Annotated in this window: 28 protein-coding genes and 1 pseudogene; 17 read left to right on the top strand and 12 right to left on the bottom strand. The window is 39.6% G+C overall.

The features are described from left to right. Positions 1–10: 10 nt before the first annotated feature. From ACTHN6_RS21350 to ACTHN6_RS21335, 4 genes are all read right to left on the bottom strand, one after another. The gene (locus ACTHN6_RS21350) at positions 11–2,104 is read right to left on the bottom strand and encodes an endonuclease MutS2 (RefSeq protein WP_440437814.1); all 2,094 of its coding nucleotides are present in this window, start codon (positions 2,102–2,104) and stop codon (positions 11–13) included. A 243-nt stretch (positions 2,105–2,347) separates the two neighbouring features. Then, the gene (locus ACTHN6_RS21345; protein ID WP_440437813.1) at positions 2,348–3,319 is read right to left on the bottom strand and encodes a YihY/virulence factor BrkB family protein; all 972 of its coding nucleotides are present in this window, start codon (positions 3,317–3,319) and stop codon (positions 2,348–2,350) included. A gap of 73 nt (positions 3,320–3,392) precedes the next feature. Further along, entirely contained in the window at positions 3,393–3,563 is a 171-nt protein-coding gene (locus ACTHN6_RS21340; protein ID WP_440437812.1) for a hypothetical protein, read from the bottom strand. Positions 3,564–3,608: 45 nt separating this feature from the next. Beyond that, the gene (locus ACTHN6_RS21335; protein ID WP_440437811.1) at positions 3,609–4,166 is read right to left on the bottom strand and encodes a YciE/YciF ferroxidase family protein; all 558 of its coding nucleotides are present in this window, start codon (positions 4,164–4,166) and stop codon (positions 3,609–3,611) included. A 215-nt stretch (positions 4,167–4,381) separates the two neighbouring features. Between ACTHN6_RS21335 and ACTHN6_RS21330 the strand changes: the two genes are divergently transcribed. After that, complete coding sequence (locus ACTHN6_RS21330) at positions 4,382–6,868, top strand: DUF5686 family protein (protein WP_440437810.1); 2,487 nt, start codon at positions 4,382–4,384, stop codon at positions 6,866–6,868. Positions 6,869–7,006: 138 nt separating this feature from the next. On the opposite strand, the gene ACTHN6_RS21325 is transcribed toward ACTHN6_RS21330, so the two are convergent. Next, positions 7,007–7,669 carry a peroxiredoxin gene (locus ACTHN6_RS21325; RefSeq protein WP_440437809.1) on the bottom strand — a complete coding sequence of 221 codons (663 nt, stop codon included), beginning with the start codon at positions 7,667–7,669 and terminating at the stop codon, positions 7,007–7,009. Between the two features lie 506 nt (positions 7,670–8,175). Between ACTHN6_RS21325 and ACTHN6_RS21320 the strand changes: the two genes are divergently transcribed. After that, complete coding sequence (locus tag ACTHN6_RS21320) at positions 8,176–9,501, top strand: Gfo/Idh/MocA family protein (RefSeq protein ID WP_440437808.1); 1,326 nt, start codon at positions 8,176–8,178, stop codon at positions 9,499–9,501. 126 nt (positions 9,502–9,627) lie between these two features. Here ACTHN6_RS21320 and ACTHN6_RS21315 read toward each other — a convergent pair whose 3' ends face one another. Together ACTHN6_RS21315 and ACTHN6_RS21310 are read right to left on the bottom strand one after the other, a co-directional pair. Further along, positions 9,628–9,993: a hypothetical protein gene (locus tag ACTHN6_RS21315; RefSeq protein WP_440437807.1), complete on the bottom strand. Its 366-nt coding sequence runs from the start codon at positions 9,991–9,993 to the stop codon at positions 9,628–9,630. 6 nt (positions 9,994–9,999) lie between these two features. Further along, positions 10,000–10,788, bottom strand: a complete 789-nt coding sequence (locus ACTHN6_RS21310) for a universal stress protein (RefSeq protein WP_440437806.1) — start codon at positions 10,786–10,788, stop codon at positions 10,000–10,002. Positions 10,789–10,987: 199 nt separating this feature from the next. Between ACTHN6_RS21310 and ACTHN6_RS21305 the strand changes: the two genes are divergently transcribed. Continuing rightward, positions 10,988–11,452, top strand: coding sequence for a pyridoxamine 5'-phosphate oxidase family protein (locus tag ACTHN6_RS21305; protein WP_440437805.1), 465 nt, complete (start codon positions 10,988–10,990; stop codon positions 11,450–11,452). A 71-nt stretch (positions 11,453–11,523) separates the two neighbouring features. Here the strand turns inward: ACTHN6_RS21305 and ACTHN6_RS21300 are convergent, their stop codons facing one another. Both ACTHN6_RS21300 and ACTHN6_RS21295 read right to left on the bottom strand, forming a co-directional pair. Continuing rightward, a complete protein-coding gene (locus ACTHN6_RS21300) occupies positions 11,524–12,756 on the bottom strand; it encodes a hypothetical protein (protein ID WP_440437804.1) in 1,233 nt (410 codons plus the stop codon). A gap of 149 nt (positions 12,757–12,905) precedes the next feature. After that, entirely contained in the window at positions 12,906–13,499 is a 594-nt protein-coding gene (locus tag ACTHN6_RS21295) for a Crp/Fnr family transcriptional regulator (protein WP_440437803.1), read from the bottom strand. A 154-nt stretch (positions 13,500–13,653) separates the two neighbouring features. Between ACTHN6_RS21295 and ACTHN6_RS21290 the strand changes: the two genes are divergently transcribed. The 13 genes from ACTHN6_RS21290 (at position 13,654) to ACTHN6_RS21230 (ending at position 23,583) form a co-directional block, all read left to right on the top strand. Continuing rightward, entirely contained in the window at positions 13,654–14,133 is a 480-nt protein-coding gene (locus tag ACTHN6_RS21290; protein ID WP_440437802.1) for a c-type cytochrome, read from the top strand. Between the two features lie 20 nt (positions 14,134–14,153). Then, complete coding sequence (gene nosZ / locus ACTHN6_RS21285) at positions 14,154–16,154, top strand: Sec-dependent nitrous-oxide reductase (RefSeq protein ID WP_440437801.1); 2,001 nt, start codon at positions 14,154–14,156, stop codon at positions 16,152–16,154. Between the two features lie 207 nt (positions 16,155–16,361). Then, on the top strand, positions 16,362–16,958 hold the full coding sequence (locus ACTHN6_RS21280; protein WP_440437800.1) for a hypothetical protein: 597 nt from the start codon (positions 16,362–16,364) through the stop codon (positions 16,956–16,958). After that, positions 16,955–17,389: a nitrous oxide reductase accessory protein NosL gene (locus ACTHN6_RS21275; protein ID WP_440437799.1), complete on the top strand. Its 435-nt coding sequence runs from the start codon at positions 16,955–16,957 to the stop codon at positions 17,387–17,389. Before ACTHN6_RS21280 ends, ACTHN6_RS21275 begins: the two co-directional genes overlap by 4 nt. Before the next feature lie 89 nt (positions 17,390–17,478). Continuing rightward, the gene (gene nosD, locus ACTHN6_RS21270; protein ID WP_440437798.1) at positions 17,479–18,723 is read left to right on the top strand and encodes a nitrous oxide reductase family maturation protein NosD; all 1,245 of its coding nucleotides are present in this window, start codon (positions 17,479–17,481) and stop codon (positions 18,721–18,723) included. Beyond that, positions 18,720–19,433 carry an ABC transporter ATP-binding protein gene (locus tag ACTHN6_RS21265; RefSeq protein ID WP_440437797.1) on the top strand — a complete coding sequence of 238 codons (714 nt, stop codon included), beginning with the start codon at positions 18,720–18,722 and terminating at the stop codon, positions 19,431–19,433. The genes nosD and ACTHN6_RS21265 overlap by 4 nt, the downstream gene beginning before the upstream one ends. Next, complete coding sequence (locus tag ACTHN6_RS21260; RefSeq protein ID WP_440437796.1) at positions 19,430–20,197, top strand: ABC transporter permease subunit; 768 nt, start codon at positions 19,430–19,432, stop codon at positions 20,195–20,197. Before ACTHN6_RS21265 ends, ACTHN6_RS21260 begins: the two co-directional genes overlap by 4 nt. A 69-nt stretch (positions 20,198–20,266) precedes the next feature. Further along, a complete protein-coding gene (gene nirK, locus ACTHN6_RS21255) occupies positions 20,267–21,403 on the top strand; it encodes a copper-containing nitrite reductase (protein WP_440437795.1) in 1,137 nt (378 codons plus the stop codon). A 54-nt stretch (positions 21,404–21,457) separates the two neighbouring features. Continuing rightward, on the top strand, positions 21,458–21,661 hold the full coding sequence (locus tag ACTHN6_RS21250) for a hypothetical protein (protein ID WP_440437794.1): 204 nt from the start codon (positions 21,458–21,460) through the stop codon (positions 21,659–21,661). A gap of 89 nt (positions 21,662–21,750) precedes the next feature. Continuing rightward, complete coding sequence (locus tag ACTHN6_RS21245; protein ID WP_440437793.1) at positions 21,751–22,140, top strand: group III truncated hemoglobin; 390 nt, start codon at positions 21,751–21,753, stop codon at positions 22,138–22,140. A 2-nt stretch (positions 22,141–22,142) separates the two neighbouring features. Continuing rightward, positions 22,143–22,511 carry a DUF488 domain-containing protein gene (locus tag ACTHN6_RS21240; protein WP_440437792.1) on the top strand — a complete coding sequence of 123 codons (369 nt, stop codon included), beginning with the start codon at positions 22,143–22,145 and terminating at the stop codon, positions 22,509–22,511. Between the two features lie 63 nt (positions 22,512–22,574). After that, a complete protein-coding gene (locus ACTHN6_RS21235) occupies positions 22,575–23,138 on the top strand; it encodes a Crp/Fnr family transcriptional regulator (protein ID WP_440437791.1) in 564 nt (187 codons plus the stop codon). Positions 23,139–23,208: 70 nt separating this feature from the next. Continuing rightward, positions 23,209–23,583 carry a DoxX family protein gene (locus ACTHN6_RS21230; protein ID WP_440437790.1) on the top strand — a complete coding sequence of 125 codons (375 nt, stop codon included), beginning with the start codon at positions 23,209–23,211 and terminating at the stop codon, positions 23,581–23,583. A 9-nt stretch (positions 23,584–23,592) separates the two neighbouring features. On the opposite strand, the gene msrB is transcribed toward ACTHN6_RS21230, so the two are convergent. The 3 genes from msrB to ACTHN6_RS21215 form a co-directional block, all read right to left on the bottom strand. Then, positions 23,593–24,126 carry a peptide-methionine (R)-S-oxide reductase MsrB gene (msrB, locus tag ACTHN6_RS21225; protein ID WP_440437789.1) on the bottom strand — a complete coding sequence of 178 codons (534 nt, stop codon included), beginning with the start codon at positions 24,124–24,126 and terminating at the stop codon, positions 23,593–23,595. Positions 24,127–24,278: 152 nt separating this feature from the next. Further along, on the bottom strand, positions 24,279–24,989 hold the full coding sequence (gene msrA / locus ACTHN6_RS21220; protein ID WP_440437788.1) for a peptide-methionine (S)-S-oxide reductase MsrA: 711 nt from the start codon (positions 24,987–24,989) through the stop codon (positions 24,279–24,281). A gap of 61 nt (positions 24,990–25,050) precedes the next feature. Then, complete coding sequence (locus ACTHN6_RS21215; protein ID WP_440437787.1) at positions 25,051–26,349, bottom strand: spondin domain-containing protein; 1,299 nt, start codon at positions 26,347–26,349, stop codon at positions 25,051–25,053. A gap of 110 nt (positions 26,350–26,459) precedes the next feature. On the opposite strand from ACTHN6_RS21215, the pseudogene ACTHN6_RS21210 reads away from it, so the two are divergent. Further along, positions 26,460–26,617 (top strand): annotated as a pseudogene (locus tag ACTHN6_RS21210) (IS91 family transposase); the annotation flags it as partial.

Below are 26,617 nucleotides of genomic sequence, written 5' to 3'. Positions count from 1 at the left end.
ATTACTCCTCTTATTTCTCTTCCACGGGTACGAGATCGTTCAAATCAATATTAATTGGAACCATTCCAATTTGCACTACAGCCCTTTTACCGCGTATTTCCTTTACTTCGCCTACCTGGAAATTCTTTTTCATTTTTACTTTTGAACCAACTGAAACAGGCGTTTGTAATTCCCTGTATTTTGATTCAATTTTCTTTTCCAGCCTGTTCTTAACCTGGTTATCCTTACGCTTAAATAAAAGTTCCTGTAACTGCTTAATTACCTCATTTTTATTCTCGGTCTTTTTCCAATCCAAAACAACCTGTTTAAGCTTACGCTCCATTTCCCTGAGATAAGCTATTCGCTCTTCAGTAACCTTATTCTGAAGTTTTAACACTTCAATTTGCTGCCTGTGCTTTTCCCTACTTAATTCAGTTGATAATTGCTTTTTCAGTTGCTCATTTTCGGACATTAACTTTTTCAGATCGAGCTTTTCCTTTTGCAATGTTTGAAGATCCTTTTCCGTTCTGTTTAACAACTTATCCAAACGGAAATGATTTTCATCAACCAGCTTTTTTGCATTCGCAATGAGGTGTTTGGGTAAACCAATGCGTTCTGCTATTGCAAAGGTATAAGAACTGCCCGGTTTTCCAACAGATAATTTGAATAAAGGTTGAAGGTTTTCTTCATCAAACATCATGGAACCGTTAATAATTCCAGGAGTTTTATTGGCAAACGTTTTAAGGTTAAGGTAATGGGTTGTAACTATCCCGAAAGCATGTTTCCGGTTAAGCTCATTTAAAATAATTTCTGCGAAAGCCCCGCCAAGATTAGGGTCTGTGCCGCTGCCCAGCTCATCAATAAAAAATAAAGTTTTACCATTTGCATGCTCAATAAAATACTTCATATGCAGCAAATGCGAAGAATAAGTACTGAGGTCAAATTCTATGCTTTGTGTATCGCCAATGTGGATAAATAGTTGTTTGAAGATGCCCATTTCAGAATCTGGGTGCACCGGCACCAGCAGGCCGCTTTGCAGCATTACCTGGTTAAGCCCGATGGTTTTCATGGTAACGGTTTTGCCACCGGCATTAGGGCCGCTTATAACAAGCAGGCGGTTTTGTTCATCAAGTTTTAATGTAACCGGGATGGTTTGCCTGCCCGACTGCTTATTGTGCAGCAGCAATAACGGATGGTAGGCTTCCCTTAAATCTACAATAGCTTTATCCGAAATATTTGGAAAATTGCCTTTTATATCAATCCCAAATTTTGCCTTGGCATTAATAAAATCATATTCGCCGGCAATCTGCAGCCATTGCAACAGAAGGCTGCCGTAAACGGAAAGGTTGGCTGTTAACTGTTTTAAAATACGGTAGATTTCTTTCTTCTCTTCATTTTCCAGCGAAAAAACTTCATTGTTTAGTTCTATGGTTTCTTCGGGTTCTATGAAAGCCGTTTTACGGCTATCGCTTTCGCCATGCAAAATGCCTTTTACCTGCCGTTTATATTCTGAAAAAACGGCTACCACCCTCCTGCCATTGCTGAAACTTTCTTCAATTTCTGCGCTGTAGCCGGCTTTGTTTAAACGGGCGATAGCTTTCTCAAATACGCGCCTTAATTCATTGCGTTTGCGAAAAAGGTTTTGCCGTATCTTTTGAAGCGCTTCACTGGCATTATCTTTTATATTGCCACCATCATCAAATATTTCATCAATCATTTGGATGATGGTTTTTTCATAATAAGAACCTTCCAGCACTTTATATAACGCGGTATAAGCCAGCCTGCGCTCCCCATCAAACCAGCGGAATATTCTTTCTGTATTGGCAGCCAGCCTGCGGATGTTTATAAAATCTTCCGTTTGCAATACACCGCCTTCTATACTTAATAATTTTAAACTGCGGTTCAGGTTTAAGCTGAAATTATTGGGCAATGACTGGCCCTGCTCCACTATCAGCTTGCATTCATGGGCCTGCTGCAACTGGAGCCGGATGATTTCTTTTTTGGTATGAATACGAAGCTGAGATACCTTTTCTTTTGCATAATCGGTGTCGCAATATGCAGTTAAAAGATTTTTTATTTTAGAGAATTCGAGCTGCTGTTCTGCTGATTCCGGGTATAATTTCATTCGTACATCTTTGATTTTTCAATGGTCTCATGCGCGCCTGAACGGATCAGCCGGACAGGGAACCTCGCTATGTATGTCCCTTGTGCGGGACAGGTTTAACACAGGCGTTTCATTCGCTCCAAAATCAAACAAAATTACTAAGCTACAGGTACAAGTAGCAGTTACAAAATGCTGCAAGATATAATGTTTACATCATGTGATTAACTAAGATTACCCGAATTCTGGAAACCCAAATATATTTAACTATTTCGCCCGGTTTTTATCTGCAGCTGCATCCGTTTTTTCGTTTGACTGCACGGTTTGCCTGCCTGTTTCAACCTCCACTTGTTTCATGGTAACGGCATAATCGTTGGGATGGATGGAAGACCCATATTTAACGGCGTAAGCCTTTGTGAATTCTGCTCCAAAATATAAAATAATTGAAGAGTAATATACCCATACCAGCAGGATTACAATGGAACCTGCCGCACCATACGTGCTGCCGACATTTGTTTTAGCTATATAAAATGAAATGGCAAATTTGCCTAACATGAATAATATCGAGGTAGCAATGGCGCCGGACATTATATCTTTCCATTTTATCTGTGCATCTGGCAGCACTTTAAATATTACTGCGAATATCAGCGTTGTTATGCCAAATGTTAATACCAGGTTTATAATGTAAACAATATGAACCGTCACATCGGGATAGCGGGCTTTAAAGCTGCTCATTAAAGTTTCTATAATGGCAGATATGCCAAGGGATACCAGCAATAAAAAACCAAGGCTTGCTATTACCGAAAAAGATAAAAACCTGTTGCGAAGCATTTTAAGCCAGCCTTTTTTTGGCTTTGGTTTAAGGTTCCATATTATGTTGATAGAATCCTGGATGTCGCCAAAAACTGTGGTAGCACCTATCAATAAAGTGATCACGCCAATAATAGCGGCAAAAGTGCCTTTGCCGTTTATAAAGCCATTTTTAATTACCTGTTGCAGTTGCAAAGCCGTATCTGCGCCTACGAAACTTACAAGCTGCTCATACACTTTTCCTTCAATAGCATCACGACCCAAAAAAATACTGCATAACGAAATAATCACTACCATTAAAGGGCCCAATGAAAAAACCGTATAATAAGCCAGGCTGCCGCTAAGCTTGGTTACTTTATCATTTCCAAAACCTTTAAATGATTCTTTAAAAACTTCAAACAAGCCTTTTACAGACAAACGCTTTTTCATCGCCTTTTTTAGTATTTAAACAAAAACCCCGCCGATGGCGAGGTCTCTGCTTTAATCTAAGGTTGGAAAACAATTAAGAAAATGTTGTTTCAAGCCTGTCTTCTGTAACATGCATTGTATCGCCTAATTCATCATATGCATCTGCAGCATATTCATTTATTTTATTTTTGTTGCGCCTGTACATATATGTAGCTATACCGGCTGCCAATGCAATTACTGCTCCTGCAATTATCTTCTTATTCATAATATTCAATTTAAATGATTAATAATAAATTTATTTGATTTGCGATTATGCATTGTAAGCCTGCTCATTTACCGTTTTGGAAATTTGAGTAAGCTTTTTATCTGCATTGCCTTCTTCCTGTTCTGTTTGTTCAAGTAAAGAAACAATTTCACTTTCTCCCATCATTTTTGCATGTGCTTTTAAAGAACCATAAGCGGCAATTTCATAATGCTCAACCTTTTGAGCAGCAATAATCAGCGCTGCATCTCTTGCATAGCCTTCTTCATATTCTTCTATAGCTTCTTTACCTTCTTCTACCAAGCCTTCCATAGCAGGGCATTTTTTTGCCTGCGCTTTTTTACCGAGTTGTTCAAACACCTGTTCCAACCTTTCAATATGCCCTTCTGTTTCTTTTAAATGATTGTCAAATGCCGCACTTAATTCCTCATCGTAGGCAGCTTTGCTCAATTTGGGTAATGCTTTGGTAAGATGTTTTTCGGCCCAATAAATATCTTTCAGTGAGTCTTCAAAAATTTTTGAAAGATTTTCCTTATGGCTTGCCCCATTGGAGGCGCTTTTAGATGTAGTGCGTGAAGTGGTTTTTGATGTGGATTCGTTTTTCATAAATTCTTTTTTCCGATTAACAAAACCAATTCCATACCAAACCACTTTTTTTAATTTTCAGCACAGCAACGCAGGGAATCTTTATAATTTTTTTAGACGTTTTCCTGTTATTCTTATAATAGCATGATGCTTTCTTTCAAAACAGCCTTTTACACAATTAGTTAAACGGTTGATAATTCTTTACACATTTGCGTGTTTGAGAATAATTTTGCCCCATGCGAAAGGTGTTGTTGCAGTTTATACCGGCGCTTATGAGCTTTATGCCGTTTTATGCTGTTGCCCAAACCAAAATAATCCAGGGCGAAGTATTGGATAAACAAAGCGATGAGCCCATACCTTTTGTTTCTGTGAAATTTGCTTTACAAAATGGCGGCATGCTTACCGATTCGCTTGGCAAATTTTCCATTACCTTAAACAGCCGCGCGGCTGTTGATACCCTTATTATTACAAGCGTTGGTTACGACCCCACAAAAATACCTGTGGCTGATATAGAAGATTCTTCTTTTGTCACGGTGCATCTTACGGTTATGCAGTCAAAAGATGAAGTAGTGATAAAAACAAAATATAATCGTGCTTTATGGTTTTGGCGAAAAATTATTGCACACAAACCACAAAACGACAGAAAACAATTCAACAATTATGGTTATGAGGTTTATAATAAGCTGGAACTTGACCTTGATAATGTGAACAAAGAAAAACTGGGTAAAAACTTCCTCCTGAAACCTTTGAAATTTGTGCTGGATTATGTTGACAGCACATCGGAGAGAGAACCTTTTCTGCCGGTATATTTAACCGAAACGCTTTCTGATTATTATTATCAGAAAGATCCGCGTAAAACACGTGAAATAATAAAGGCCACAATAACCAACGGTATAGAAAATGAAAGTTATATAAAACAGTTGGGCAATACTTATCAAAACATAAATGTTTATGATAACACCATTCCTGTTTTTAACAGGCAATATGTGGGGCCGTTTAGTGATAACGGGAATGATTTCTACAACTTTAAATTATTAGACACACAATATCTCGCCGGCAAAAGACTGGTGCATTTTGCCTTTAAACCAAAACGCCCGGGCGGTGAATTTTTTGAAGGCGATTGCTGGGTGCACGATACCAGTTTTTCCATTCAAAAAATAATGTTGCGGCCTGCCACAGATGCGAACATTAATTTCATTACGGGGTTAACACTGATACAGGAGTTTAAGCTGGTAAACGACAGCACCTGGTTTTTATATAAGGATAAATTTGTGGCTGATATTACACCTATCAGTAAAAAAAGGCTTGGATTAAAGGCGCGTAAAACCACAACGTATAAAAATGTATTGCTCAACAGCGATATCGTTACGGCATCGCTCGATTCCAATAAATCAAATGAAGACATTTTATTGAAACGCGGCGCTCAAAACCAGCCTGATTCTTTCTGGCAGGAAAGAAGGCATGAACCTTTAAATGCCAATGAACAAACCGTATATAAAGTATTGGATACTTTAACCAACAATAAAACATATATACGGTATCAGCATGCATTTAATTTTCTTACAACAGGCACCCTTGATGTGGGTAATGTGCGCATAGGCCCATGGTATTATTGGGTATCGGGCAATACTTATGAAGGCACAAGAATGCGTTTTGACCTGGCTACCAACCGCGGTTTTAATAAGAAACTAAACCTGCGCGGTTACCTGGCTTATGGTTTTGCAGACAAAACTTTTAAAGGCAAGGCAGAAGCGAAATATATGCTGAGCCGTTCGCCCTGGAGTTATATTGATGTGTATTATAAAAAGGATATTGATAATGGCCAGGTTTTTTATGATCAGCTTGGTTCTGATAACGTGTTTGGGTTCTTTCTTCGCAAGCCGGATATGGAGTACAGGTTGCAGCAGGTTACAGAAAAAAAATTCGAATATTATCGCGAAACATTTAATGGATTTGGCTTTGGTGTTACGGCAAGCAGCCGGCAATATGAAGCGGTATTGAATCTTCCCGGTGCTAATTCTTTTCCTGCAAAAACAGGCGATCCTTTCAGCACATTTGAAACAGGTTTACGGCTTCGTTATGCCTACCAGGAGCGAACCATAGAAGATAATTTTGAAAGATATAATCTCGGCAGCAGCTACCCGGTTGTTGAATTAAATTATACGCATGCCTTTCCTGGCGTATTTAACAGCAGTTACCGGTATGATAAAATAAATATTTCTGTATCAGACTATCTTAAAATTGCGCCTTACGGCACTTTGTATTATAATGTTTTTGCAGGAAAAGTTTTTGGTACGGCACCGTATCAAATGCTGGCCATCCTTCCGGGGAATAACTGGTATTATTACAGCAAGTATTCATTCAATCTTATCGACAGGTTTGAATACCTTACTGATCGTTATGCCGGGTTTAATATTGAACATAATATAGGTTCAGGTATATTCCGCTACACAAAGCTCACCCGAAAATTAAAGATGCGCCAGTTTTGGGAAGCCAAAGGTATTATCGGCGACCTGTCCGATGCCAATTATAAACTCAATTTTGTACCGGGCAACCCTTTCAAAACGCTTAATAATAAAATGTACCTTGAAGTAGGCACTGGTGTTGATAATATTTTTAAATTCTTCAGTGTTGATTTTATCTGGCGTGTACTGCCTCGCCCTTTGCCAACAGCGCGTGTTGACAGGTTTGGCGTTTTCTTCGGGTTCAGGTTTTCATTGTAGAGTCTTTATATTTCAGTTCCTGCATATTATTACAGAAATTGGTTTAATGAATGTTTAAAGCCCGGAAGTTTAGACACAAAAAAACTCATAAGCTTAAAAAACTTTTAAACTTATGAGTTAAGAATTTATCCCGGAAAATTAGCTTCCCGGCTGTGCCACATAACGCAGATAAGCGTTAACCACTCTCACGCCATCAGGATATTTTGCCTTTGCTTCTTCTTCTGATAATGCAGCAGGGATAATTACTTCTTCGCCATTATTCCAGTTGGCAGGTGTGGAAACCTTATATGCCGATGTAAGCTGTATAGAATCAAGCACACGCAATATCTCATTAAAATTGCGGCCGGTGGACATTGGATAAGTAAGCTGCAGCTTTATTTTTTTATCAGGCCCGATTATAAAAACAGTGCGTACTGTCTGGTTGGTAACAGGCGTCCTTCCTTCTGAAGTGTTGGGTTCTTCTGCCGGAAGCATTTCATACAATTTTGCTACAGCCAGTTCCGGATCGCCAATCATCGGGTAACCAACAGCAGCGCCCTGTGTTGCTTCAATATCTTTTTCCCATCTTAAATGGCTTTCCACCGGATCTACGCTAAGACCAATGATCTTGCAATTGCGTTTGGTAAATTCAGGTTCTATTCTTGCCATATAGCCTAATTCGGTTGTACATACCGGAGTAAAATCTTTGGGGTGAGAAAAAAGCATAGCCCAGCCATCGCCAATCCATTCATGAAAATTGATAGGGCCTTTTGTGGTTTCTGCTTTAAAGTCTGGTGCGGTGTCACCAAGTCGGATACTCATGTTGTTTATTTTTTAATTGTTCGATAATAAAAACTTTATGTATTGATATACTAATAATAAATGTTTTGATGTTCACCTTCGCACTGCTGCGGTTACAACGCTGCGTGAAACTATGTTTATGAAGCGATATGTAACAGGTGTTTTATAGCAATCAGGTTACTTTTCTGCACAGGGTGCAATATATGCCTGTAACAGTTCGCTTAATAACGGTTTTGCTCCATTCAAAGTTACGTCGAGGAAACAAAAATACATAATGAAAAAAATAAATGAAACAAAGAAAGGTTCATGGAATAGCAGGAAGCCCCGCATTATAGGTTGTTTTGTTTTTGAATGAATGCTGCAGCTTGCCCTTTGAGAAATTTTATACAGAATCCACATTGTTTCTTTTTCGTTTGCACATATACTGTATATTACAAATCAAAATTTAATTTGATAACCGGGTTAACAGGCATGCCGGTTACGAAATAATCTTAGCAGAAAGTAAACATTTCAAACAACTCAATACAATGAAAAGAAGAAGTTTTATAAAAACCACTGTTGCAGGAAGCATGGCTTTTCTCCTGCCCTTTCCTTCACGGGCAATTGTTACCGGTAATAAATTAAGGATAGCACAGGTGGGTTTGGGTGGCCAGGGCTTAAGTGATTTGCATGATATTGCTTCGCATCCTGATGTGGAAGTGGTAGCCCTTTGTGATGTTGATGCAAATAAATTAAATGAGATTAAAAACACTTATGCCAATGCGCAAACATTTACAGATTATAAAGCAATGTTCAAAAATATGGGTGGTAATATAGATGCAGTGGTTGTGTCTACAACAGATCATGCACATGCGCCGGTTTCGTTAATGGCCATGGAACTGAATAAAAATGTGTATTGTCAAAAACCTTTAACCCATTATATTTCTGACTCAAGGAAAATGGACGCAATAGCCGCTCAAAAGAAATTGATAACACAAATGGGCATACAGGTGCATTCTTTTTATGAATATAAACTGGCCACCATTTTAATTCAAAAAGGCATTGTTGGCAAGGTTAAAAAAGTAATTGCCTGGTCGCCAAAAGTGTGGGGTTATGATGGCCCGGCGCCCGAAGGCAGCGATCCCGTACCGGAAGGATTGAACTGGGATTTATGGCTGGGCACTGCACGCAAGCGGCCTTACAAAGAAGGATTTTATCATCCTTCCAACTGGAGAAAATGCATTGATTATGGTTGCGGTACTTTGGGCGATATGGGCGTTCACATTTTTGACACGCCTTATAATGCCCTGCAATTAACGGTTCCTTTAACAGTAAAAAATTCCTGCAGGCAGCCGACCGATTTTGGCCATCCTGAAAAAAATCATGTTTCTTATACTTTCCCCGAAACAAAATACACCGCTCAAACACTTGAATGGGTTTGGTTTGATGGAAAAGGCGCACCGGAAGCGGAGGATGAGTTAAAACTTCCCGGAGGCGAAAAATTGCCTGACCAGGGCGCTATGTTTATAGGAGAAAGTGGCCAGCGGTTATTATTGCCGCATTTCATGCAAATGCCTAAGCTGATCGTAAATGATGCTTTCCGAGAAATTGATATAAATAAATATGACCCGGATGGAAGAGCAGGCAAACCTGCTGCCAGCTATGAGGAAGGCAGTCCGAAACATTACCATGAATTTGTAGATGCCTGCCTAGGAAGAACAAAATGCAGCGCACCTTTTTCCTACTCGGCTAAACTCACAGAAGTTATTTTATTAGGTGTGATTGCAGCAAGATTTCCGGATGAAACATTGCATTGGGATGGCAAGAATGCAAAATTTAAAGAAGAAAAGGCGAATGCATATTTAGCCGGGTGAGTACTGGTAAGCTTACAAAATGTATAAGTACTTTTTTTTAAATGCAGCTAAAAGAGTGTACAAAATTCTTATGCCGTTTCGGTTGTTATTGTGTTTTCTCTTTTAGCCTTCCTGAGCAACAATTTTTTAAAAGTGACTGCTTATTTCTTTACCTTCTGCATTCTGCTGCTGCAGCGTCCAGTTGTCGGTTAAAGAAGAGGCTATCCATACGTTTCCTGATTTTCTGAAGACTTCTGTAACAAAGCCAATATTATTAAACTGGCTTTCCAATTCTGCAACCGTAACATTATGGCTTATGTCAATAACAATTTCATCAGCTGTACGTATAAATTCATTCAACCTTATCGTTGCAGGTAGTGGTTCCTTTTTTATGGCAATGAAATTATTGGCAAAAGGTTTTTTATACAATTCTATTTTTAAAAACGGATAGCAGCTTGTAAATATCTTCTTTACATCATCTACCTTGCTTTCTTTATCTATAAACAATTTCATTTTATTTTATTGAAATGTCATTACTGCAAATGGCGCTTTAAATATTAACTGCTTCGATTTGCTTTTGTAAAAGAAGCTATGCTTTTTAGGAAAGGTTAAAATAATATCAGCATTATTTTCTTTTGCAAAATCTATAATCCCTTCATATACGTTTTTATTGTAAATGAAATGACCATGTGCATTGCAACCGCTCAGGTAACCAGTTAATTCATTCATCCGGTGTAATGTTATTTCCGGTTTATCCTCTCCGTTACTTACGTGCACAACATCGAGTTGTGCATTAAAAACCTTTACAATATTTTTTATTCTTTCTATTGGCAAACCAGATATATTCTCAAGGTCTGTTGCCAGTAATATTTTTCTAATGGGCTTGTGCTCAAGGCCACGGGGCACAACGATGACAGGATATTTGAGATTTTTTGAAAGATAAACCGTAATGCTGCCCTTGAAAAAATGCTCCATAAAGCTTGCGCCTCTTGTAGCCATAATTACGGCCAGTGGTTTTTGATGCCTGCACGCACTAATGATTTCGCTCTCGGTAAAGCCAATGGTTTTTTTAATGTGAACCGGTATCTTTTTATTCGTTCTTTTCATTAAATCATTTTTCAGGCTGTTTAATTTTTCATCAATTTCATCATGTGCAGGCGCCGTATAAATGTCTCCGCTATTACCGGGCGTGCCGGTTGCATGCAAAACCACGAGCCTAACGTTTAATGCAAGTGCCATGTCCGCTGCATAATTCACCGCGTTTAATGAAGCTTGTGAGAAATCAGTAGGCGTTATAATCGATTGCATGTATAAAAAATAAGCAACGAATTTATACCCGTCTCTTCCCATGCAATATGATGTGCATCAAAATGCGGGATGATTAATATCATATTTCTCCAACAGTTTGCCAGACACAACAGGCCATGATCATTATCAGTGGTTAAGTTGATGTTCATCACAAAAACAGCATAAGCAGCAAGATATTTTTACAAAAAATCAAAAAAATATGTTTGGTAACCTTGGAGATGACGCCATTGAAACCGTATTGCGGCATCAGATAATCGGCCACATTGGCTGTCATGCAAACGATATTACGTATGTAGTTCCTGTCAGCTATGCTTACGAAAACGGTTATGTGTACGTGCACACCGAGGAAGGAATGAAAATAAATATGATGCGGCAAAATCCGAAAGTTTGTTTTGAAACATACCTGATGGAAAATATGGGCAACTGGCAATGTGTGATTGCATGGGGCTATTTTGAAGAAATAACCCAGGAAGAAGAACGCCGGAAAGCCCTGCAAATTTTGCTTAACCGCAATTTGCCGATAATAACAAGCAAAACAGTACAGCTTACTGAGGAATGGCCATTTGTTCCTGAAAATGTAAATGAAATAAAAGGTATTGTATTCCGCATCAAGCTTACCATGAAAACCGGAAGGTATGAAAGAACGGAAGAAGTGCGCTATTAATAACTATTATTATACAATCCTCCATATTCACTACTTGCAGTTATAAGTGTAACCATTACAATCGTGAAGATTTAAATATTACCCCCTGCCTGGCTATTGGAAACCGTTGCTATGTTTAAAATAAGTATGCCTGTAAACATCACAATGGCAGCCCCGAGTAGCATTTCGTTTATATACGGAACGCCTGTATAAGTAATGGCATCAAGCCCCTGCAGCATAAGCAGCGCTTCGTTTAAAATAATACCTGCTATAAAGATCCATACGCCCCGGGCAAACCGCTTGTTATATAGAAAATATCCATTGTATAAACTATACGCCAGGATAAATATGCTGAATATGCCAAGAAATACAAGGTGCAGGTAGCCAATTACGATGGGCCTGAAACCAAAAGCCCAGGTGCTTAACGCAGGAATGGTAGAACCTAACTGCAGTAATAATTTTATGCTTAGAGCTATTGCCGGCAAAATAAAAAGCCATGTAACAGGCTTGTACTCTTGTGAAAAAATGGCAATGCGGTTTGATACCAGTTTTACAGATAATACTCCCCATGCTATAACCTGTACAAAAGCTGCCGCTACAACAATAATGTATATCCATGTTGGGATGGGGAGCCATAATGCAGACAGAAAATAAGCCGGCAGGCAGGCAAACGCAAACGCATAAAAAAAATTTTTTTTCAGCTTTACAGGGAACAACGATTCCGGCAGTTTATTCATGAATAAACCTATGCAGGTAAAAAAGAACCAGCCGTTGTATTGAAAATGCAGGTAGAAATAAATTGATGCCAGGTATATATGCTGGTAAATGTGTTTCGTTGCCATCATATAAGCTAAAGTGTAAGGGCCTATTGATGATAACACACTCCATATCAAAGCAGCTTTTATCCATGCATGGGTAAAAGTTTTTTTATTGATCCTGTTTAAATCGCGCCATACCACAATAGCAAATGCGTACGATACAAAAATCGACAGCGTTGAAAAAATGATCGACATCAGTCCATATCCTTCAAACGGAAAACAAAACAGCATGCCGTAAGCCGTAACAAGATTGGCAAACAGTAAACGGTTATATTTTTTAAGTGAAAAAGACGCTTTGTTTTTTGCAATATAAAATGCAATAAACGTCATAAGTGCCTGTGTAATCCAGCCTGCAAATGCAAAATGCGAATGTGCGTTAAGAAAATATTTTTGAGTAATGAAAGGCAGGCTGAAAGCAATTTTATAACGCATAACCAGGCCAAGAAAAGCCACAAGCAACAGGTTAAAAACTGCAATGCGCAGCCATTTATATAAACTTATACTCATTGTAGCAAAGAAAAAAACAACCGCATAGTATTTTTATGACCCTAATCATAATCAGTAGTAATATGCTATGAATATACTAATTGGTAAGTGCTGAGTTGTGCGTAAACACTTATTTCTCATTATTCACTTAACCTGCGCATGCCTCAAAATTATATATATGCTTTCCCCTTTTTAATGGCGATGAAGCCATCTTCTTCCAGCCTTTTCATAGTGCGTATAACGGTTTCTACGCGCAAGCCAAGCATATCTGCAATACGCTGGCGCGATAATTCAATCTTAAATACTTTTTCTTTAGGGCAGCCACTTTGCTTTTTAAGCATATGTAATAGAGTAACTATGCGGTGATGCGGCCTTTCCCGGGCAATTTCTTTTGCCATAGCCGTTTTCATATAGAGCATCGCACCCAGCATTGTCGCAAAATCATATAATATCTCCTCATTATTACGCAGCAGGTATAGAAAGTTTTCCTTTATTATTTTTAAGATAATGGTATCCTCATTGGCAATAGCAGTAGCGGGATAACGGGCATTAATTAATAATGAAGGTTCACCAAAACTTTGCCCTTCATTAAATAAACCTTGTATGAATTCTTTCCCATCCCTGAAAATATTTACCATACGCACAGACCCTTTTGAAATCTGGAAAAAAAACAGGGGCTCATCGCCTTCAAAGAAAACACATTGGTCTTTCTTATATTTTCTGAATGTTGCCCCATAAGTAAGTAAAACATCTTCCTGAATCATTGAATGTGGCTTTTCAGTATTCCAAATATATGAATTGAATAATAAAAAGTTGACATTAATCATGCTATTACTTATTGTTTTTATGATCTTAATCATAACTAAAAGCCCATTGGATTTTAACCTTTGCATATTATTAAAAACAAACAGATACAATATGAAGAAAATGCTTGCAATTACAATTATCTCTGCCTTGCTGTACGCCTGTTCTGGCGGCGCTGGTAGCAATGAGAACAGCAACGCTGATAATAAAAGTACTGATCAGGATGCAGGTACCAAATCTTTGGCGGATTATGATCCACACCGCGGTGAAGGAAAATTTTCAAATGTTGAAGTTGGCCCGATAGACGCAGCAATGGCAGATGCAGGTAAAAAAATATTCGATGTAAAATGTTCTGCCTGTCACAAGCTTACCAACGAAAAATTAGTTGGGCCGGGCTGGGCCGGTGTTACCTCAAGGCATGAGCCTGCATGGATCATGAATTTCATTACCAATCCGGATGCCATGATTGATAAAGATCCCGAATTACAATCACAACTCGAAATATGCCTCGTAAGAATGCCTAACCAAAATCTTACTGATGATGATGCACGCCACATTCTCGAATTCATGCGAAAAAATGATGGTGCGAAATAAAAAATAAAACAATCTAATATATGAAACTATCAAATGTGCCGGCAGCACTTGCACTGGCGGCAGCACTAATACTATGTGCTTACTCATGCAAACCAAAAAATACGGCTAATGCAGTAAGCGCTGATGCTGCACAAAAAACTTATGTGCCCCCCGGTAAATACGATGAATTTTACGATTTTGTTTCCGGTGGTTTCAGCGGGCAAATGAGCGTGTATGGATTGCCTTCGGGAAGATTACTCCGCGTAATACCCGTGTTCTCTGTTGACCCGCAGGCCGGCTATGGTTACAGCGAAGAAACAAAACCTATGCTCAACACTTCACATGGTTTCATTCCGTGGGATGATCTGCATCATATAGAAGCTTCACAAACAAACGGCGAAATTGATGGCCGCTGGGTGTTTGGCAACGGTAATAACACACCCCGCATTGCACGTATTGATCTAAGCACCTATAATACGGCAGAAATTCTTGAATTGCCTAACAGTGCGGGCAACCACTCCTCTCCTTTCACCACAGAAAACACTGAGTATATTGTGGCAGGCACCCGCTTTAGCGTGCCACCCGATAATGCTGATGGTGATGTGCCCATCGATTCCTATAAAAAGAATTTTCTGGGTACGATAAGCTTTGTAAGTGTTGATAAAAATTCCGGCAACATGAAGATTGCCTTCCAGCTAAAAATACCAGGCATTAATCTCGACCTGAGCCATGCCGGCAAAGGCCCGTCACATGGATGGTTTTTCTTCTCCTGCTACAATACAGAACAGGCGCATACATTGCTGGAAGTAAACGCATCACAGCGCGACAAGGATTTTATTATGGCCATTAACTGGAAGAAAGCGGAAGAATACCTGCAACAGGGCAAAGGTGTAAAGCAACAGGTAAAATATGCACATAATGTGTATGATGAAAAAACACAAACGGCGTCTTCCACCATAGAAACAGAAGTTACCGTTTTGGATGTTATGTCATTGCCTGGTATAGCTTACATGATGCCCTGCCCCAAATCACCGCATGGCTGCGATGTTGACCCCACCGGGGAATACATTGTTGGCTCCGGTAAATTAGCCGCTTTAATACCAGTGTTTAGTTTCAATAAAATGATGGATGCCATCAACAACAAAAAATTTGATGGTACTTATGAAAATATCCCGGTATTAAAATATGAAGATGTTTTATACGGCGAAGTGAAGAAGCCGGGTCTTGGCCCATTGCATACAGAGTTTGACGGAAAGGGCAACGCTTATACTTCTTTCTTTATTTCATCTGAAATTGTGAAATGGAATATTAAAGATTTGAAAGTGCTTGACCGTGCACCTACTTATTATTCTATCGGCCACTTAAGCATTCCGGGCGGTGATACCAAAAAGCCAAATGCAAAATATGTTATCGCTTATAACAAGATCACCAAAGACCGTTACCTGCCTACGGGCCCTGAACTGGCGCAAAGTGCGCAGTTATATGATATCTCCGGCGATAAGATGCAACTGATACTTGACTTTCCAACCATTGGCGAGCCGCACTACGCACAGGCTATCGAAGCCAGCCTCATAAAAGATAAGAGTAAGAAGTTTTATGATATTATGCAAAATGAAAACACTTATGCCACCAAGGGCGAGCCTAATGCAAAAGTGGTGCGGGAAGGCAATAAGGTGCATATTTATATGACGGCAATACGGTCTCACCTTGCACCTGATAATATTGAAGGCGTGCAGGTGGGCGACGAAGTTTATTTTCATTTTACCAACCAGGAGCAGGATTGGGATATACCACATGGATTTGCCATTAAAGCGGCTAATACAGCAGAGTTGCTGGTAATGCCCGGCGAAACACGCACATTGAAATGGATACCCGAAAAGGTGGGCATATATCCTTTTTATTGCACTGATTTCTGCAGTGCCTTGCACCAGGAAATGTCTGGCTATATACGCATTTCACCTAAAGGAAGCAAAGTGCCTTTGGCATTCGGTACAGGCGATAAAGCGCCGGGTGGTAAAGACACAACTACTATCAGCAAATAATATTGCAGGGTGGGAATGTTGTGTTTCAGCCGCACAATTTTATTATAGTTCCCACCCTTCTTTACACTGATGTTTTTAGAGGTTATATACAACCTAAAAGTTATATATGTGCGCCCATTTAAAAAATTTTGTCAAACAGAAAAATATACGGGGCGTTTCCTGCCCGGCTGAACTGTTCAGACGGTACCGGGCATAAAAAATATACGGATGAAACTAAAAAAATTAAAGCCCTGGATAAGATCACTTACCTTTCTTTCAGCCTTGTTACTGGTGCTGGTCTTATTTTTTCCTATATGGAAAATAGAGTTAACGGCGCCCCAATATCCTGAAGGCCTGGCATTGCAGATATTTGCAGGAAAAATTGGTGGCGATGTAGAAATTATTAACGGGCTTAACCATTACATAGGAATGAGGACCCTGCACGCCAACGATTTTATTGAGTTTACCCTATTGCCTTACTGTATTATATTTTTTGCGGTGCTGGTATTTGTTACGGCCATCAGTAACCGCAAAAACATGTTGTATTTTACAACGGTTCTGTTTGTTGCTTTTTGCATTGCAGCCATGTTTGATTTCTGGAGATGGGAGTATGATTACGGCCACAATCTTAATGCCGAAGCGCCGATACGTGTGCCCGGCATGGCTTATCAGCCGCCTTTGCTTGGCTATAAGCAACTATTAAACTTTGGCGCATTCTCCATTCCCGATATTGGCGGATGGATATTTATTGCAGCCGCTGCTTTACTGGTGCTTTGCATGCTGTTTCAGATTAACATCTCAAAAAAAGAAAAAAAGTTATTATGAAAAATATAGTTGCTGTAATCATAACACTATCATTCCTGGTTGCATGCACCTCTGCAGGGCCGGAGCCTTTTGAGCTTGGCAAAGAGCCATGCAGTTTTTGTAAAATGACAATATCCGATCCCCAGTTTGGTGGTGAAATAATTACCACAAAAGGTAAAGTGTATAAGTTTGATGACTTGCATTGTCTCATGTCGTTCTTAAAAGAAGGCACCGTTGCAAAAACGGATATTAAGGACATGTATGCCGTAAACTTTAGCGGCAGTCACAATCTTATAAAAGCAAATGAAAGTTTATTGTTGTATAAAAGCGATCTTTTACACAGCCCCATGAACGGCAATATTGTAGCTTTTGACAACCGCGACAGCCTTGCAGTGGTAATGAATAAGCTGCCTGGCGGCATGCCTTTAAACTGGGATGAGCTGATCAAATAAATCAATACATAGTTACCGGCTCCTGGTTGCAGGTTTAAATTTTATTGTGTCGCCTGTAACCAGCATTTTGTAACATGTAACTAAAATCAATGAAAATTTTTTCATTCATAGTTTTCTTTTTTGCAGGCTGCATTTTTTATGGAGCTCAGTTGAATGCGGCAACACTAATTGTTGGTAAAAACCAAATATTTACCTCAATTAAAACGGCGCTGCAGCATTGCAAAAACGGCGATACCATTTTAGTTAATGCAGGCCTGTACAAAGAACAGGAAATTGTGATTGATAAGTCTGTTGTATTAAAAGGCATTCAGCAACCTGTTTTAGATGGTGAAAGCAAATACCAGATTATCTTAATTAAAGCGCCCAATGTGGTAATCGATGGCTTCAGGTTGCAGCATTCGGGGCGGTCTGATGTAAATGATATTGCCGCCATTAAAATTTTTCATGCAGATAATGTAACTGTTTCAAACAATACAATTGATGATGCTTACTGGGGCGTCTTAGCGCAGTACAGCAATAACTGCATTATTACCAATAATCGTTTGCAGGCTTATGCCAATGAATCAAACAGTGGTAACGGCATTCACTGCTGGAAGTGCGACAGCCTGCGCATCACAGATAACACGATCAAAGGTCATCGCGATGGAATTTATTTTGAGTTTGTAACCAACTCCATCGTTCAAAAAAATATTTCTGAAAACAATCTTCGTTACGGATTGCATTTCATGTTCTCACATAATGATGCCTATATTTCAAACATCTTTAAACAAAATGGCTCCGGTGTTGCGGTTATGTTTTCACATGGCGTAAAAATGACAGGCAATTCATTTGTTAAAAACTGGGGCGATGGCGCTTACGGCTTATTGCTCAAAGAAATTACAGACAGCTATATCTATCACAACCGCTTTATAAGTAACACGGTTGGCATTCATGCCGAAGGCACAACAAGGATTAAGGTAGAGAAGAATGTTTTTAACAGCAATGGATGGGCTATGCGTGTGCAGGCAAGCTGCAACGATAATCATATTCTCTATAATAATTTTTCGAACAACACATTTGATATTGCCACGAATGGTTCGCTGGTATTAAACACATTCGATCATAATTATTGGGACAAATATGAAGGTTATGATATAAACAAGGACCGCATTGGCGATGTGCCTTACCGGCCTGTAAGTTTGTTTTCAATGATAATAGAAAAAAACCCATCGGCAATGGTACTGTTCAGAAGCTTTATGGTAACGCTATTTGATAAAACAGAAAAAGTGCTGCCCGGTATTACACCCGAAAACCTGAAAGATAATTTTCCATTAATGAAACCATTAGCCTTATGATTATTGCAAGCAATCTTACCAAACGTTTTGGCAAGCTGAAAGCGCTGGACGATGTTTCGGTAAACTTTATGAAAGGTGAATGTATTGCGCTGATGGGCCCAAACGGCAGCGGCAAAACAACTTTGATAAAATCGATCTTGGGAATGGTAGTGCCCGACAGTGGCTTTATTACATTCAACGATAAAAATATTTTACGCGACTGGCAATACCGCCGGCACATTGGTTATATGCCGCAGATAGGCCGCTATCCTGAAAACATGACCATCGGGCAGGTGATAGCCATGATAAAAGATATTCGCAGCCCTTACAATACATCTTTGGATGAAGAACTGATTGAAAGTTTTGAATTGAATGCAATACTGAAAAAAAGAATGCGCACGTTAAGCGGCGGCACAAGGCAAAAAGTAAGCGCTTCACTGGCTTTTTTATTTGACACGGACGTATTGATTTTAGACGAACCTACTGCCGGCCTGGACCCCATTGCTTCCGAAATTTTAAAAGAGAAAATTAAAGCACAGATTAAAAAAGGCAGGCTTGTAATCATCACTTCACACATATTAAGCGATCTTGATGAACTAGTAACACAGGTAATATATATGCAGGAAGGCAAGCTATTGTTTCATAAAAATATTAATACACTGCGCAATGAAACCGGACAGCAAAAACTGGCCAGGGCCATTGTGAGCGTAATGCATAATCAACGTTCATGAAAAAGATAATCAAGTATGTAACAGCTGATATCCTTCGCAATAAAATTGTACTGGCATATACGGTTTTATTGCTGATCATTTCATTTAGTGTATTTGCACTCCAGGATGATGCTTCCAAAGGCATGCTGAGCCTGTTAAATATAACGCTGCTTATTGTGCCGCTTATGGCTGTTATTTTTTCGGCCATTTACATTTATAACAGCGCAGAATTTATTGAGTTGCTCGTAAGCCAGCCTTTAAAAAGAAAATCCATCTGGCTGAGTTTGTTTTATGGACTGGCTGCTGCATTAAGCATTGCTTATTTTATTGGCGCCGGCATTCCTATTATTATTTATCAGCCCTCGGCTACAGGTTTTATTATGCTGGGCACAGGCATAATATTATCCATAATATTTGTCGCCATTGCATTGCTGGCTGCCGTGCTTACCCGCGATAAGGCAAAAGGCATTGGCATCACTATTTTATTATGGTTATATTTTGCATTGATATTCGACGGGCTGATATTGTTTATTCTTTTCCAGTTTGAAGATTACCCGCTTGATAAATTCATGGTATTTACCAGCGCATTTAACCCGGTTGACCTCTGCCGCATCTTAATTTTATTACGCATGGACGTTTCTGCGTTGATGGGCTATACAGGCGCTATATTTAAAGATTTTTTTGGATCGCAGGCGGGCTCGCTTGTTGCAGCTATTGTTTTGCTTTTATGGGTGATTATACCGGTTTGGTTAAGTATGAAAAAATTTCAAAAGAAAGATTTATAAAGCATGCTATAAATTTGGATATCTCCTGCCGCATAAATTCAACAATATTACTCACACTTAAATTGAAGAATGATGCAACAACAGGCTTTTTCAACACAAGGGTTTTTAAACGGTTTTAAACTATTTATAATAGCAGTGTTATTCTTTTTTACTGCATGTAAAAACAATAACACTTCAGTTATTGATGCACAGTTCAGCGGAAGCGGCGATAACCTTAAACATGTAACTGAAGAACTGGTGCCACCTCCTATGTTGCCAAAGTTTGAACAGGTTGATAAGGACGGTCCAAAAATTATAGACGTTACTTTAACTGCCGAAGAAAAGAAAATTGAAGTAGCGCCGGGCGATTCTGCCTGGGTTTTCACTTTTAATGGTAGCGTGCCGGCACCTATTATTGTTGCACACCAGGATGATTTTATAGACCTCACATTAAAAAACCCTGCTACCAATACCCAGCAACACAATATAGATTTGCATGCAGCCACCGGTGCTATGGGGGGCGGCGACCTTACGCTGGTAAATCCCGGCCAGGAAGCTAAGTTCAGGTTCAGGTGCACAAGACCAGGCGTGTTTGTCTATCACTGTGCGCCGGGTGGAACAATGGTGCCTATTCATGTTACGGCAGGCATGAATGGTGTAATCATGGTTTTACCGCGGGATGGTTTAAAAGATGAGAATGGTAATATGGTAACATTTGACCGTGCTTACTACATTGTTGAGCAGGATTTTTATTTACCTAAAGACAAAGACGGTAAAATAATAAATATTGCAACGCCGCAGCAGGCAGTGCAGGCCGCAGGCGAATCCATAAAAACCCTCATGCCCACCAATATTGTTTTTAACGGGCATCAAGGGGCGCTCTTGGGCAAGAATGCGCTTACTGCCAATGTAGGCGAAAAAGTTTTGTTTATTACGGCCCAGGCCAACCGCGATACGCGCTTTCATTTAATTGGCGGCCATGCTGATCTTTACTGGCCCGGCGGAAAATTTAATAACAAGCCTTATACAGATTTTGAAACATGGGCTGTACCGGGCGGTTCAGCAGCCGCTGCCTTATACAAATTCCGGGAACCGGGAACTTATGTGTTTTTAAACCACAACCTCATAGAAGCTTTTGATTATGGCGCGATAGCCCAGATAAAAGTGGCCGGGCAATGGGATAGTTCTTATATGAAACAATTAGAAAAGCCGTCGCCCATAAAATAGTTTACTAATTGTTTGTGGAAATATTTAAATGTATAATAAATTTTAATTGATAAGATGATTTTAGGAAACATATACCACCAGGAAGATTTCGAAAAAATAAAATCGAAGCAGGTTTATAAAGATGAGCGCTTTCATGCAGTGCTGATACAATTGAAAAAAGAAGAAATGCTGAAGCCACATCATTCAGTAACAGATGCATTCTTAATGGTGGCAGAAGGCGAAATTATTTTCACCTTAAAAGAAAAAGCGCATCGTTAAGAAAGGGCGATATGTTTTCTTTTAAAGCATTTGAAACACACGATGTAAAAGCGGTGACAGATGCAATATTATTAATCATAAAATAACTCATGAAACAGGATATTAAAAGCAGGGCTGATATTGAGCGTATGGTAAATACTTTTTATGATAAGGTAAGGCAGGACGATATGATTGGATTTATCTTTAATGATATAGCAAAAGTGAACTGGGAAAAGCATTTGCCGGTAATGTATGATTTTTGGGAGAATATTGTTTTCCTAACCAATAAATATATAGGTAACCCGATGAGTGTGCATATTCATCTTAATGAACAGGTGCCTTTCACGAAGGAACATTTTCAGCGGTGGCTGCAATTATTTACAGGAACTGTTGATGAATTATTTGAAGGCAAGAAGGCTGATATTGTAAAGGAAAAAGCAGCAGGTATTGCCGCCATAATGGAAACGAAAATTACATCGCCATTTAAAATTGTGCGCTGAACATGAGCATACAGTTAAAAAGAGCCTACGAAGAAAAAGAAAAGGCAGATGGGTTTCGCATACTGGTTGACAGGCTGTGGCCGCGTGGCATTAAGAAAGAAGATATGCATGTTGATATTTGGCTGAAAGACATTGCACCGTCAACCGCTTTACGCAAATGGTTTAACCATGATGCGGCGAAATGGGAAGTATTTAAAACAAAATACAAAGCAGAGCTGCTGCAATCTGAAGCGCTTGATGCATTGAAACATCTAACAAACCAGCATAAAACCGTTACGCTGGTTTACAGCGCCAAAGATGAAATACATAACCAGGCCGCAGCGTTGAAGGAATTGATAGATAAAAATAGGGCAGCCATTGACGAGAAATAACGGAGAACAATACCTTATTTATTGTGTAATATTTAATACTGCTTTTAAATTTTGAATTGCGGAATGGATAACTTTTTTTCAACGGTTTCTCAATATACCCTCCTGTCTGCGCAAAGCCGTCAGGCGCTCGCAGCCCATCTGAAAAAACTGGTGTTACCCAAGGGACATATCCTTGTTAAGCCTGATACTACCTGCAATTTTACTTACTTTATAGACAGCGGATTAACGCGTACCTATTATCTGAAAGATGGTAAAGATGTTACGGACTGGATAAGCGATGAACATTCTTTTGCATCTTCCATTATTAGCTTTATTACGCGCACGCCCGACAGGCGCGGCATTGAACTTTTGGAAGATTCCGTTCTTTATTCACTTCATTATAACGATCTTGATAATCTTTGCAGTAAGTATCACGATATAGAAAATCTTTACAGGAAATTAGTATCGTTCGGGTTGGTACAATTGCAGCAAAAATTTGACGACTTGCATTTTGCAACTGCGCTGGAACGTTACCAGGTATTAATGAAAACAAATCCGTCTTTTATACAAAGAGTACCGCTTGGTATGATTGCTTCTTATCTTGGTATTACACAGGAAACCCTGAGCAGAATTCGTTCGCAAATCTGATTTTTTGATAAATGTCAAAGGTTTTGCCGGCTCCTGTTTTCACCTTTGTATCACAAAAAATACAAGGGTTATGAACAACATTATTCTTTGGGTTTTACAAGTAGTTACTGCGATAGTTTTTCTTTATTCAGGCATTTGTAAATCTTTATTACCTGAGCGGGTATTAGTGGCAAAAGGTCAAACAGGTGTTGAAGGGCTTCCTGCCCTCTTTATAAAATTCATTGGCGTTTCGGAGATAGCAGGCGCCGCAGGATTAATTGCACCTGTGTATTTTTATATCATGCCCTGGTTAACACCTGTTGCAGCCTTTTGCCTTGCTTTCATTATGCCTTTTGCGGCAAGTATACATTATAAAAGAAATGAGCCAAAAAATGTACTTACCAATATTATTCTTTTCCTGTTTTGCATTTTAATTGCATGCGGACGGCTATCTTTCAATTCATAACTCCTATACTCACATGCCATCCGGCACAAAATCCAATGAAACGGAATTCATGCAATAGCGCTTATGCGTAGGCGCCGGGCCATCATCAAAAATGTGTCCCAGGTGTGAGTTGCAGCGGGCGCATTCCACTTCAATGCGGCGCATGCCATGCGAGTTATCTTCTTTGTAAATAACACTGTTTTTTCTTTCCGTTTCAAAAAAGCTTGGCCAGCCGCAGGTACTTGAAAATTTTGCAGTAGAGCGAAACAATTTATTACCGCATACTGCACAATAGTAAGTGCCTTTGTCATCAGAGTCCCAGTATTTACCGGTAAAAGGCATTTCTGTGCTTTGCTCCCGTGCAACGGCATATAAATCATGAGGCAAAATTTTCTTCCATTCCGCATCGCTTACATTTAAATGTGTTGTATCTGTGCGGGAATAATAGGGATTGTTTTCATGATCTTCTTTTGTCATCATATCGTTGTTATTTTTTTGTTGTGCATTACTGCTGCAGCTTGCCAACATGCAAAACAGCAGGCAGGTTATAAATACAGGTTTCATTTTAATAAAGTTTATAGCGTATAAAACTATTGCCATGTTAAGCGCAGGCGAATGGTAAATATTATTCATCAACTTCGTGATTTAATTATCGCTTCTGCCCATTTGATTTTATTTTCAAATTTGCCGCTTACTCACCACTCACCTTCCACGCACTATTTATCGTCCACCAGCTTTCCTTTAAATACTTTACGAAACTTATCCAATTTAGGTTTTATTACAAGCTGGCAATAAGGCTGCTGCATATTATTATCATAATAATCCTGGTGATAATCTTCCGCCTTATAAAAAACCGTATAGGGACTTACTTCCGTAACGATCTTATTCGCGTAAGCCTTTTCTTCATCTAATTTATGGATATAATATTCAGCCAGTTTTTTCTGCTCATCATTATGATAAAAAATGGCGGAACGGTATTGCGTGCCCACATCATTGCCCTGGCGGTTAAGCTGCGTGGGATCATGTGCTACAAAAAACGCTGCAAGCAGTTCATCATAAGAGATCTTTGAAGGATCATATACAATATTGCAGGCCTCTGCGTGGCCGGTGGTGCCGGTGCAAACCAATTTATAACTGGGGTTTGCCACTTCGCCGCCGGTAAACCCTGACGTTACAGAGATTACGCCTTTCAATTGCTTAAATTGTTCTTCCACACACCAGAAACATCCGGCGGCAAAAGTTGCCGTATCTGTTGCACGCATTCTATCCATGTTTGCATCTTCTTGTTTTACCTGAGTCATTTTTTCAAATGTTTTTGTTTGATTAATAGGCTGTGCCTGTTGCCCGCATGCTGCAAAAGGAATTGCAAAAAATATAAAAGCTGCTTGGCTGAATAGCTTTACAAAGCTCGAATAAATGATAGTCATGTTATACGTTTTATCAAAAGCACTGGCAAAGGCTTTTAAACTTTTACCAGTGCTTAAAAAATTATTGAAGTGTTACTTTGATGATATCACTTATTGCAGGCAGCGTTGTAAATGCATTGGGATTGGGCACTGCTTCAATAGGTTTACTTTCATCAAGCGGTGTGCCAGCAAGGTTAAACTGCGTGATGCCTGCTCCGGGGAACTGGTTTACAGCCGTTCCGTCATCAAATAAGCCTATAGTGGCAGATACATCGCCTTTTTGCGTGGCATCTATATCGTTGCCGGTTGTTGCAAAAAACCAGTCGTTTGAAAAACCATACATGGTAGCAATGGCAATCCTGTCGCCTTTGACAACCGACAATACCTGTGACACTTTTCCGCCATCAGCGCCATTAATTTTTGGCAGCAATACGGTACTTGCGGCTTCTTTTAAAACATATACATTTTTAACACCCGGCTTTGTTTTTAAAGCGTCAGCCAATACATCAGCATTCCCTTTTTGTGCCAGTTCTTTCAGGCCTTCTCCCCTGTCGTTTTCGCCCACTTTATAAAACGGGTTTTCCGTACCGTTATATACCACAATCAACACCGGTGACAGTGGTGTAAAAATGCCGGTGAGGCCAGACAGGTAACTGTTCAAAACACTGTTATCGCCCATTTCGGCAATATTGGTAAGCCCGTTTGCAGTGGGCTGGCCCGATGTATAAATGGCATTGGGAAGCAACTGGTCGCCGCCCGCTACATACGATATGGCCCAAACGCCGGGGCTGAATGGCGTTTCATTTTGTGTTTTGCCTGAATTATTTTTAATGGTAAGCGTAAACATGGAATTGCCATTATAGGCCAGCGACACATTCATCAGTTGCGATGCCGGCAGGTAAGTATGGCCATAATCATCCATGCCATTTACTTCTTTAATATTTTTAACAGTGGCTTCTGCGGTTCCGGGGTGTGTAACAGTCATGCCGGGTGTTTGATTTTCGCGGGTTCCGTTATCCCATAATTTTATTTGAGAGGAAACATCGCCTGTTATTGGCGTGCCATCATCATTATATAATTTAATGCCGGGGTTTTCAGGAGCGAAAAATAAATCATTGCTCCAGCCATACATGGTGGCAAAAGTGAAATATTGATTCTTTGCAGCCGAGAAAGTAATGGATGTTGATTGGCCGGGTAATATTACCGGCGGCGTTCCGGTGCCCTGAAAGGTTCCGGATTCAACGAGCGGTTTGCTATCCAATACATTTTCAATGGTGATGGTATTAGCCTGTGCAGGCGGCATATCATCTTTTTTGCAGGAAGCAAATAATAAAGCTGATATACCCAGCATAATACATGCTCTGATAGTGTTTGTTTTCATTGTTATTTTATTTTGATAACACAAAAAAACAAACACGGTATCCCAAAGCCGTTGCGGAATTATAACAAAAGTATCACGGTGAAACAGCGGTAATGGTGGATTGCCTTAACGGCATCTTAAGCAGTGTCTGGAAACGCGGCAAACTGCAGGCATTGCAACACAGCTTAAAGGTTACCCGCAAAACAGCACCTGTAAAAACATGCATCAGAAAATGCCCTTGTTGTAAAACGGGAACATTAATAACCATTGAAGTGTTTGGCAAACGTGG

Origin of the sequence: Parafilimonas sp. (assembly GCF_051953455.1) — a bacterium.
GTDB lineage: Bacteria > Bacteroidota > Bacteroidia > Chitinophagales > Chitinophagaceae > Parafilimonas.
The sequence above is the reverse complement of the archived record's forward strand: the minus strand, read 5'-3'. Positions and strand labels throughout refer to the sequence as shown.

Coding starts and splice junctions, on each gene's coding strand:
- ACTHN6_RS21350 (WP_440437814.1), bottom strand. CDS start 2,104: ATGAAATTATACCCGGAATCAGCAGAACAGCAGCTCGAATTCTCTAAA.
- ACTHN6_RS21345 (WP_440437813.1), bottom strand. CDS start 3,319: ATGAAAAAGCGTTTGTCTGTAAAAGGCTTGTTTGAAGTTTTTAAAGAA.
- ACTHN6_RS21340 (WP_440437812.1), bottom strand. CDS start 3,563: ATGAATAAGAAGATAATTGCAGGAGCAGTAATTGCATTGGCAGCCGGT.
- ACTHN6_RS21335 (WP_440437811.1), bottom strand. CDS start 4,166: ATGAAAAACGAATCCACATCAAAAACCACTTCACGCACTACATCTAAA.
- ACTHN6_RS21330 (WP_440437810.1), top strand. CDS start 4,382: ATGCGAAAGGTGTTGTTGCAGTTTATACCGGCGCTTATGAGCTTTATG.
- ACTHN6_RS21325 (WP_440437809.1), bottom strand. CDS start 7,669: ATGAGTATCCGACTTGGTGACACCGCACCAGACTTTAAAGCAGAAACC.
- ACTHN6_RS21320 (WP_440437808.1), top strand. CDS start 8,176: ATGAAAAGAAGAAGTTTTATAAAAACCACTGTTGCAGGAAGCATGGCT.
- ACTHN6_RS21315 (WP_440437807.1), bottom strand. CDS start 9,993: ATGAAATTGTTTATAGATAAAGAAAGCAAGGTAGATGATGTAAAGAAG.
- ACTHN6_RS21310 (WP_440437806.1), bottom strand. CDS start 10,788: ATGCAATCGATTATAACGCCTACTGATTTCTCACAAGCTTCATTAAAC.
- ACTHN6_RS21305 (WP_440437805.1), top strand. CDS start 10,988: ATGTTTGGTAACCTTGGAGATGACGCCATTGAAACCGTATTGCGGCAT.
- ACTHN6_RS21300 (WP_440437804.1), bottom strand. CDS start 12,756: ATGAGTATAAGTTTATATAAATGGCTGCGCATTGCAGTTTTTAACCTG.
- ACTHN6_RS21295 (WP_440437803.1), bottom strand. CDS start 13,499: ATGATTCAGGAAGATGTTTTACTTACTTATGGGGCAACATTCAGAAAA.
- ACTHN6_RS21290 (WP_440437802.1), top strand. CDS start 13,654: ATGAAGAAAATGCTTGCAATTACAATTATCTCTGCCTTGCTGTACGCC.
- nosZ (WP_440437801.1), top strand. CDS start 14,154: ATGAAACTATCAAATGTGCCGGCAGCACTTGCACTGGCGGCAGCACTA.
- ACTHN6_RS21280 (WP_440437800.1), top strand. CDS start 16,362: ATGAAACTAAAAAAATTAAAGCCCTGGATAAGATCACTTACCTTTCTT.
- ACTHN6_RS21275 (WP_440437799.1), top strand. CDS start 16,955: ATGAAAAATATAGTTGCTGTAATCATAACACTATCATTCCTGGTTGCA.
- nosD (WP_440437798.1), top strand. CDS start 17,479: ATGAAAATTTTTTCATTCATAGTTTTCTTTTTTGCAGGCTGCATTTTT.
- ACTHN6_RS21265 (WP_440437797.1), top strand. CDS start 18,720: ATGATTATTGCAAGCAATCTTACCAAACGTTTTGGCAAGCTGAAAGCG.
- ACTHN6_RS21260 (WP_440437796.1), top strand. CDS start 19,430: ATGAAAAAGATAATCAAGTATGTAACAGCTGATATCCTTCGCAATAAA.
- nirK (WP_440437795.1), top strand. CDS start 20,267: ATGATGCAACAACAGGCTTTTTCAACACAAGGGTTTTTAAACGGTTTT.
- ACTHN6_RS21250 (WP_440437794.1), top strand. CDS start 21,458: ATGATTTTAGGAAACATATACCACCAGGAAGATTTCGAAAAAATAAAA.
- ACTHN6_RS21245 (WP_440437793.1), top strand. CDS start 21,751: ATGAAACAGGATATTAAAAGCAGGGCTGATATTGAGCGTATGGTAAAT.
- ACTHN6_RS21240 (WP_440437792.1), top strand. CDS start 22,143: ATGAGCATACAGTTAAAAAGAGCCTACGAAGAAAAAGAAAAGGCAGAT.
- ACTHN6_RS21235 (WP_440437791.1), top strand. CDS start 22,575: ATGGATAACTTTTTTTCAACGGTTTCTCAATATACCCTCCTGTCTGCG.
- ACTHN6_RS21230 (WP_440437790.1), top strand. CDS start 23,209: ATGAACAACATTATTCTTTGGGTTTTACAAGTAGTTACTGCGATAGTT.
- msrB (WP_440437789.1), bottom strand. CDS start 24,126: ATGAAACCTGTATTTATAACCTGCCTGCTGTTTTGCATGTTGGCAAGC.
- msrA (WP_440437788.1), bottom strand. CDS start 24,989: ATGACTATCATTTATTCGAGCTTTGTAAAGCTATTCAGCCAAGCAGCT.
- ACTHN6_RS21215 (WP_440437787.1), bottom strand. CDS start 26,349: ATGAAAACAAACACTATCAGAGCATGTATTATGCTGGGTATATCAGCT.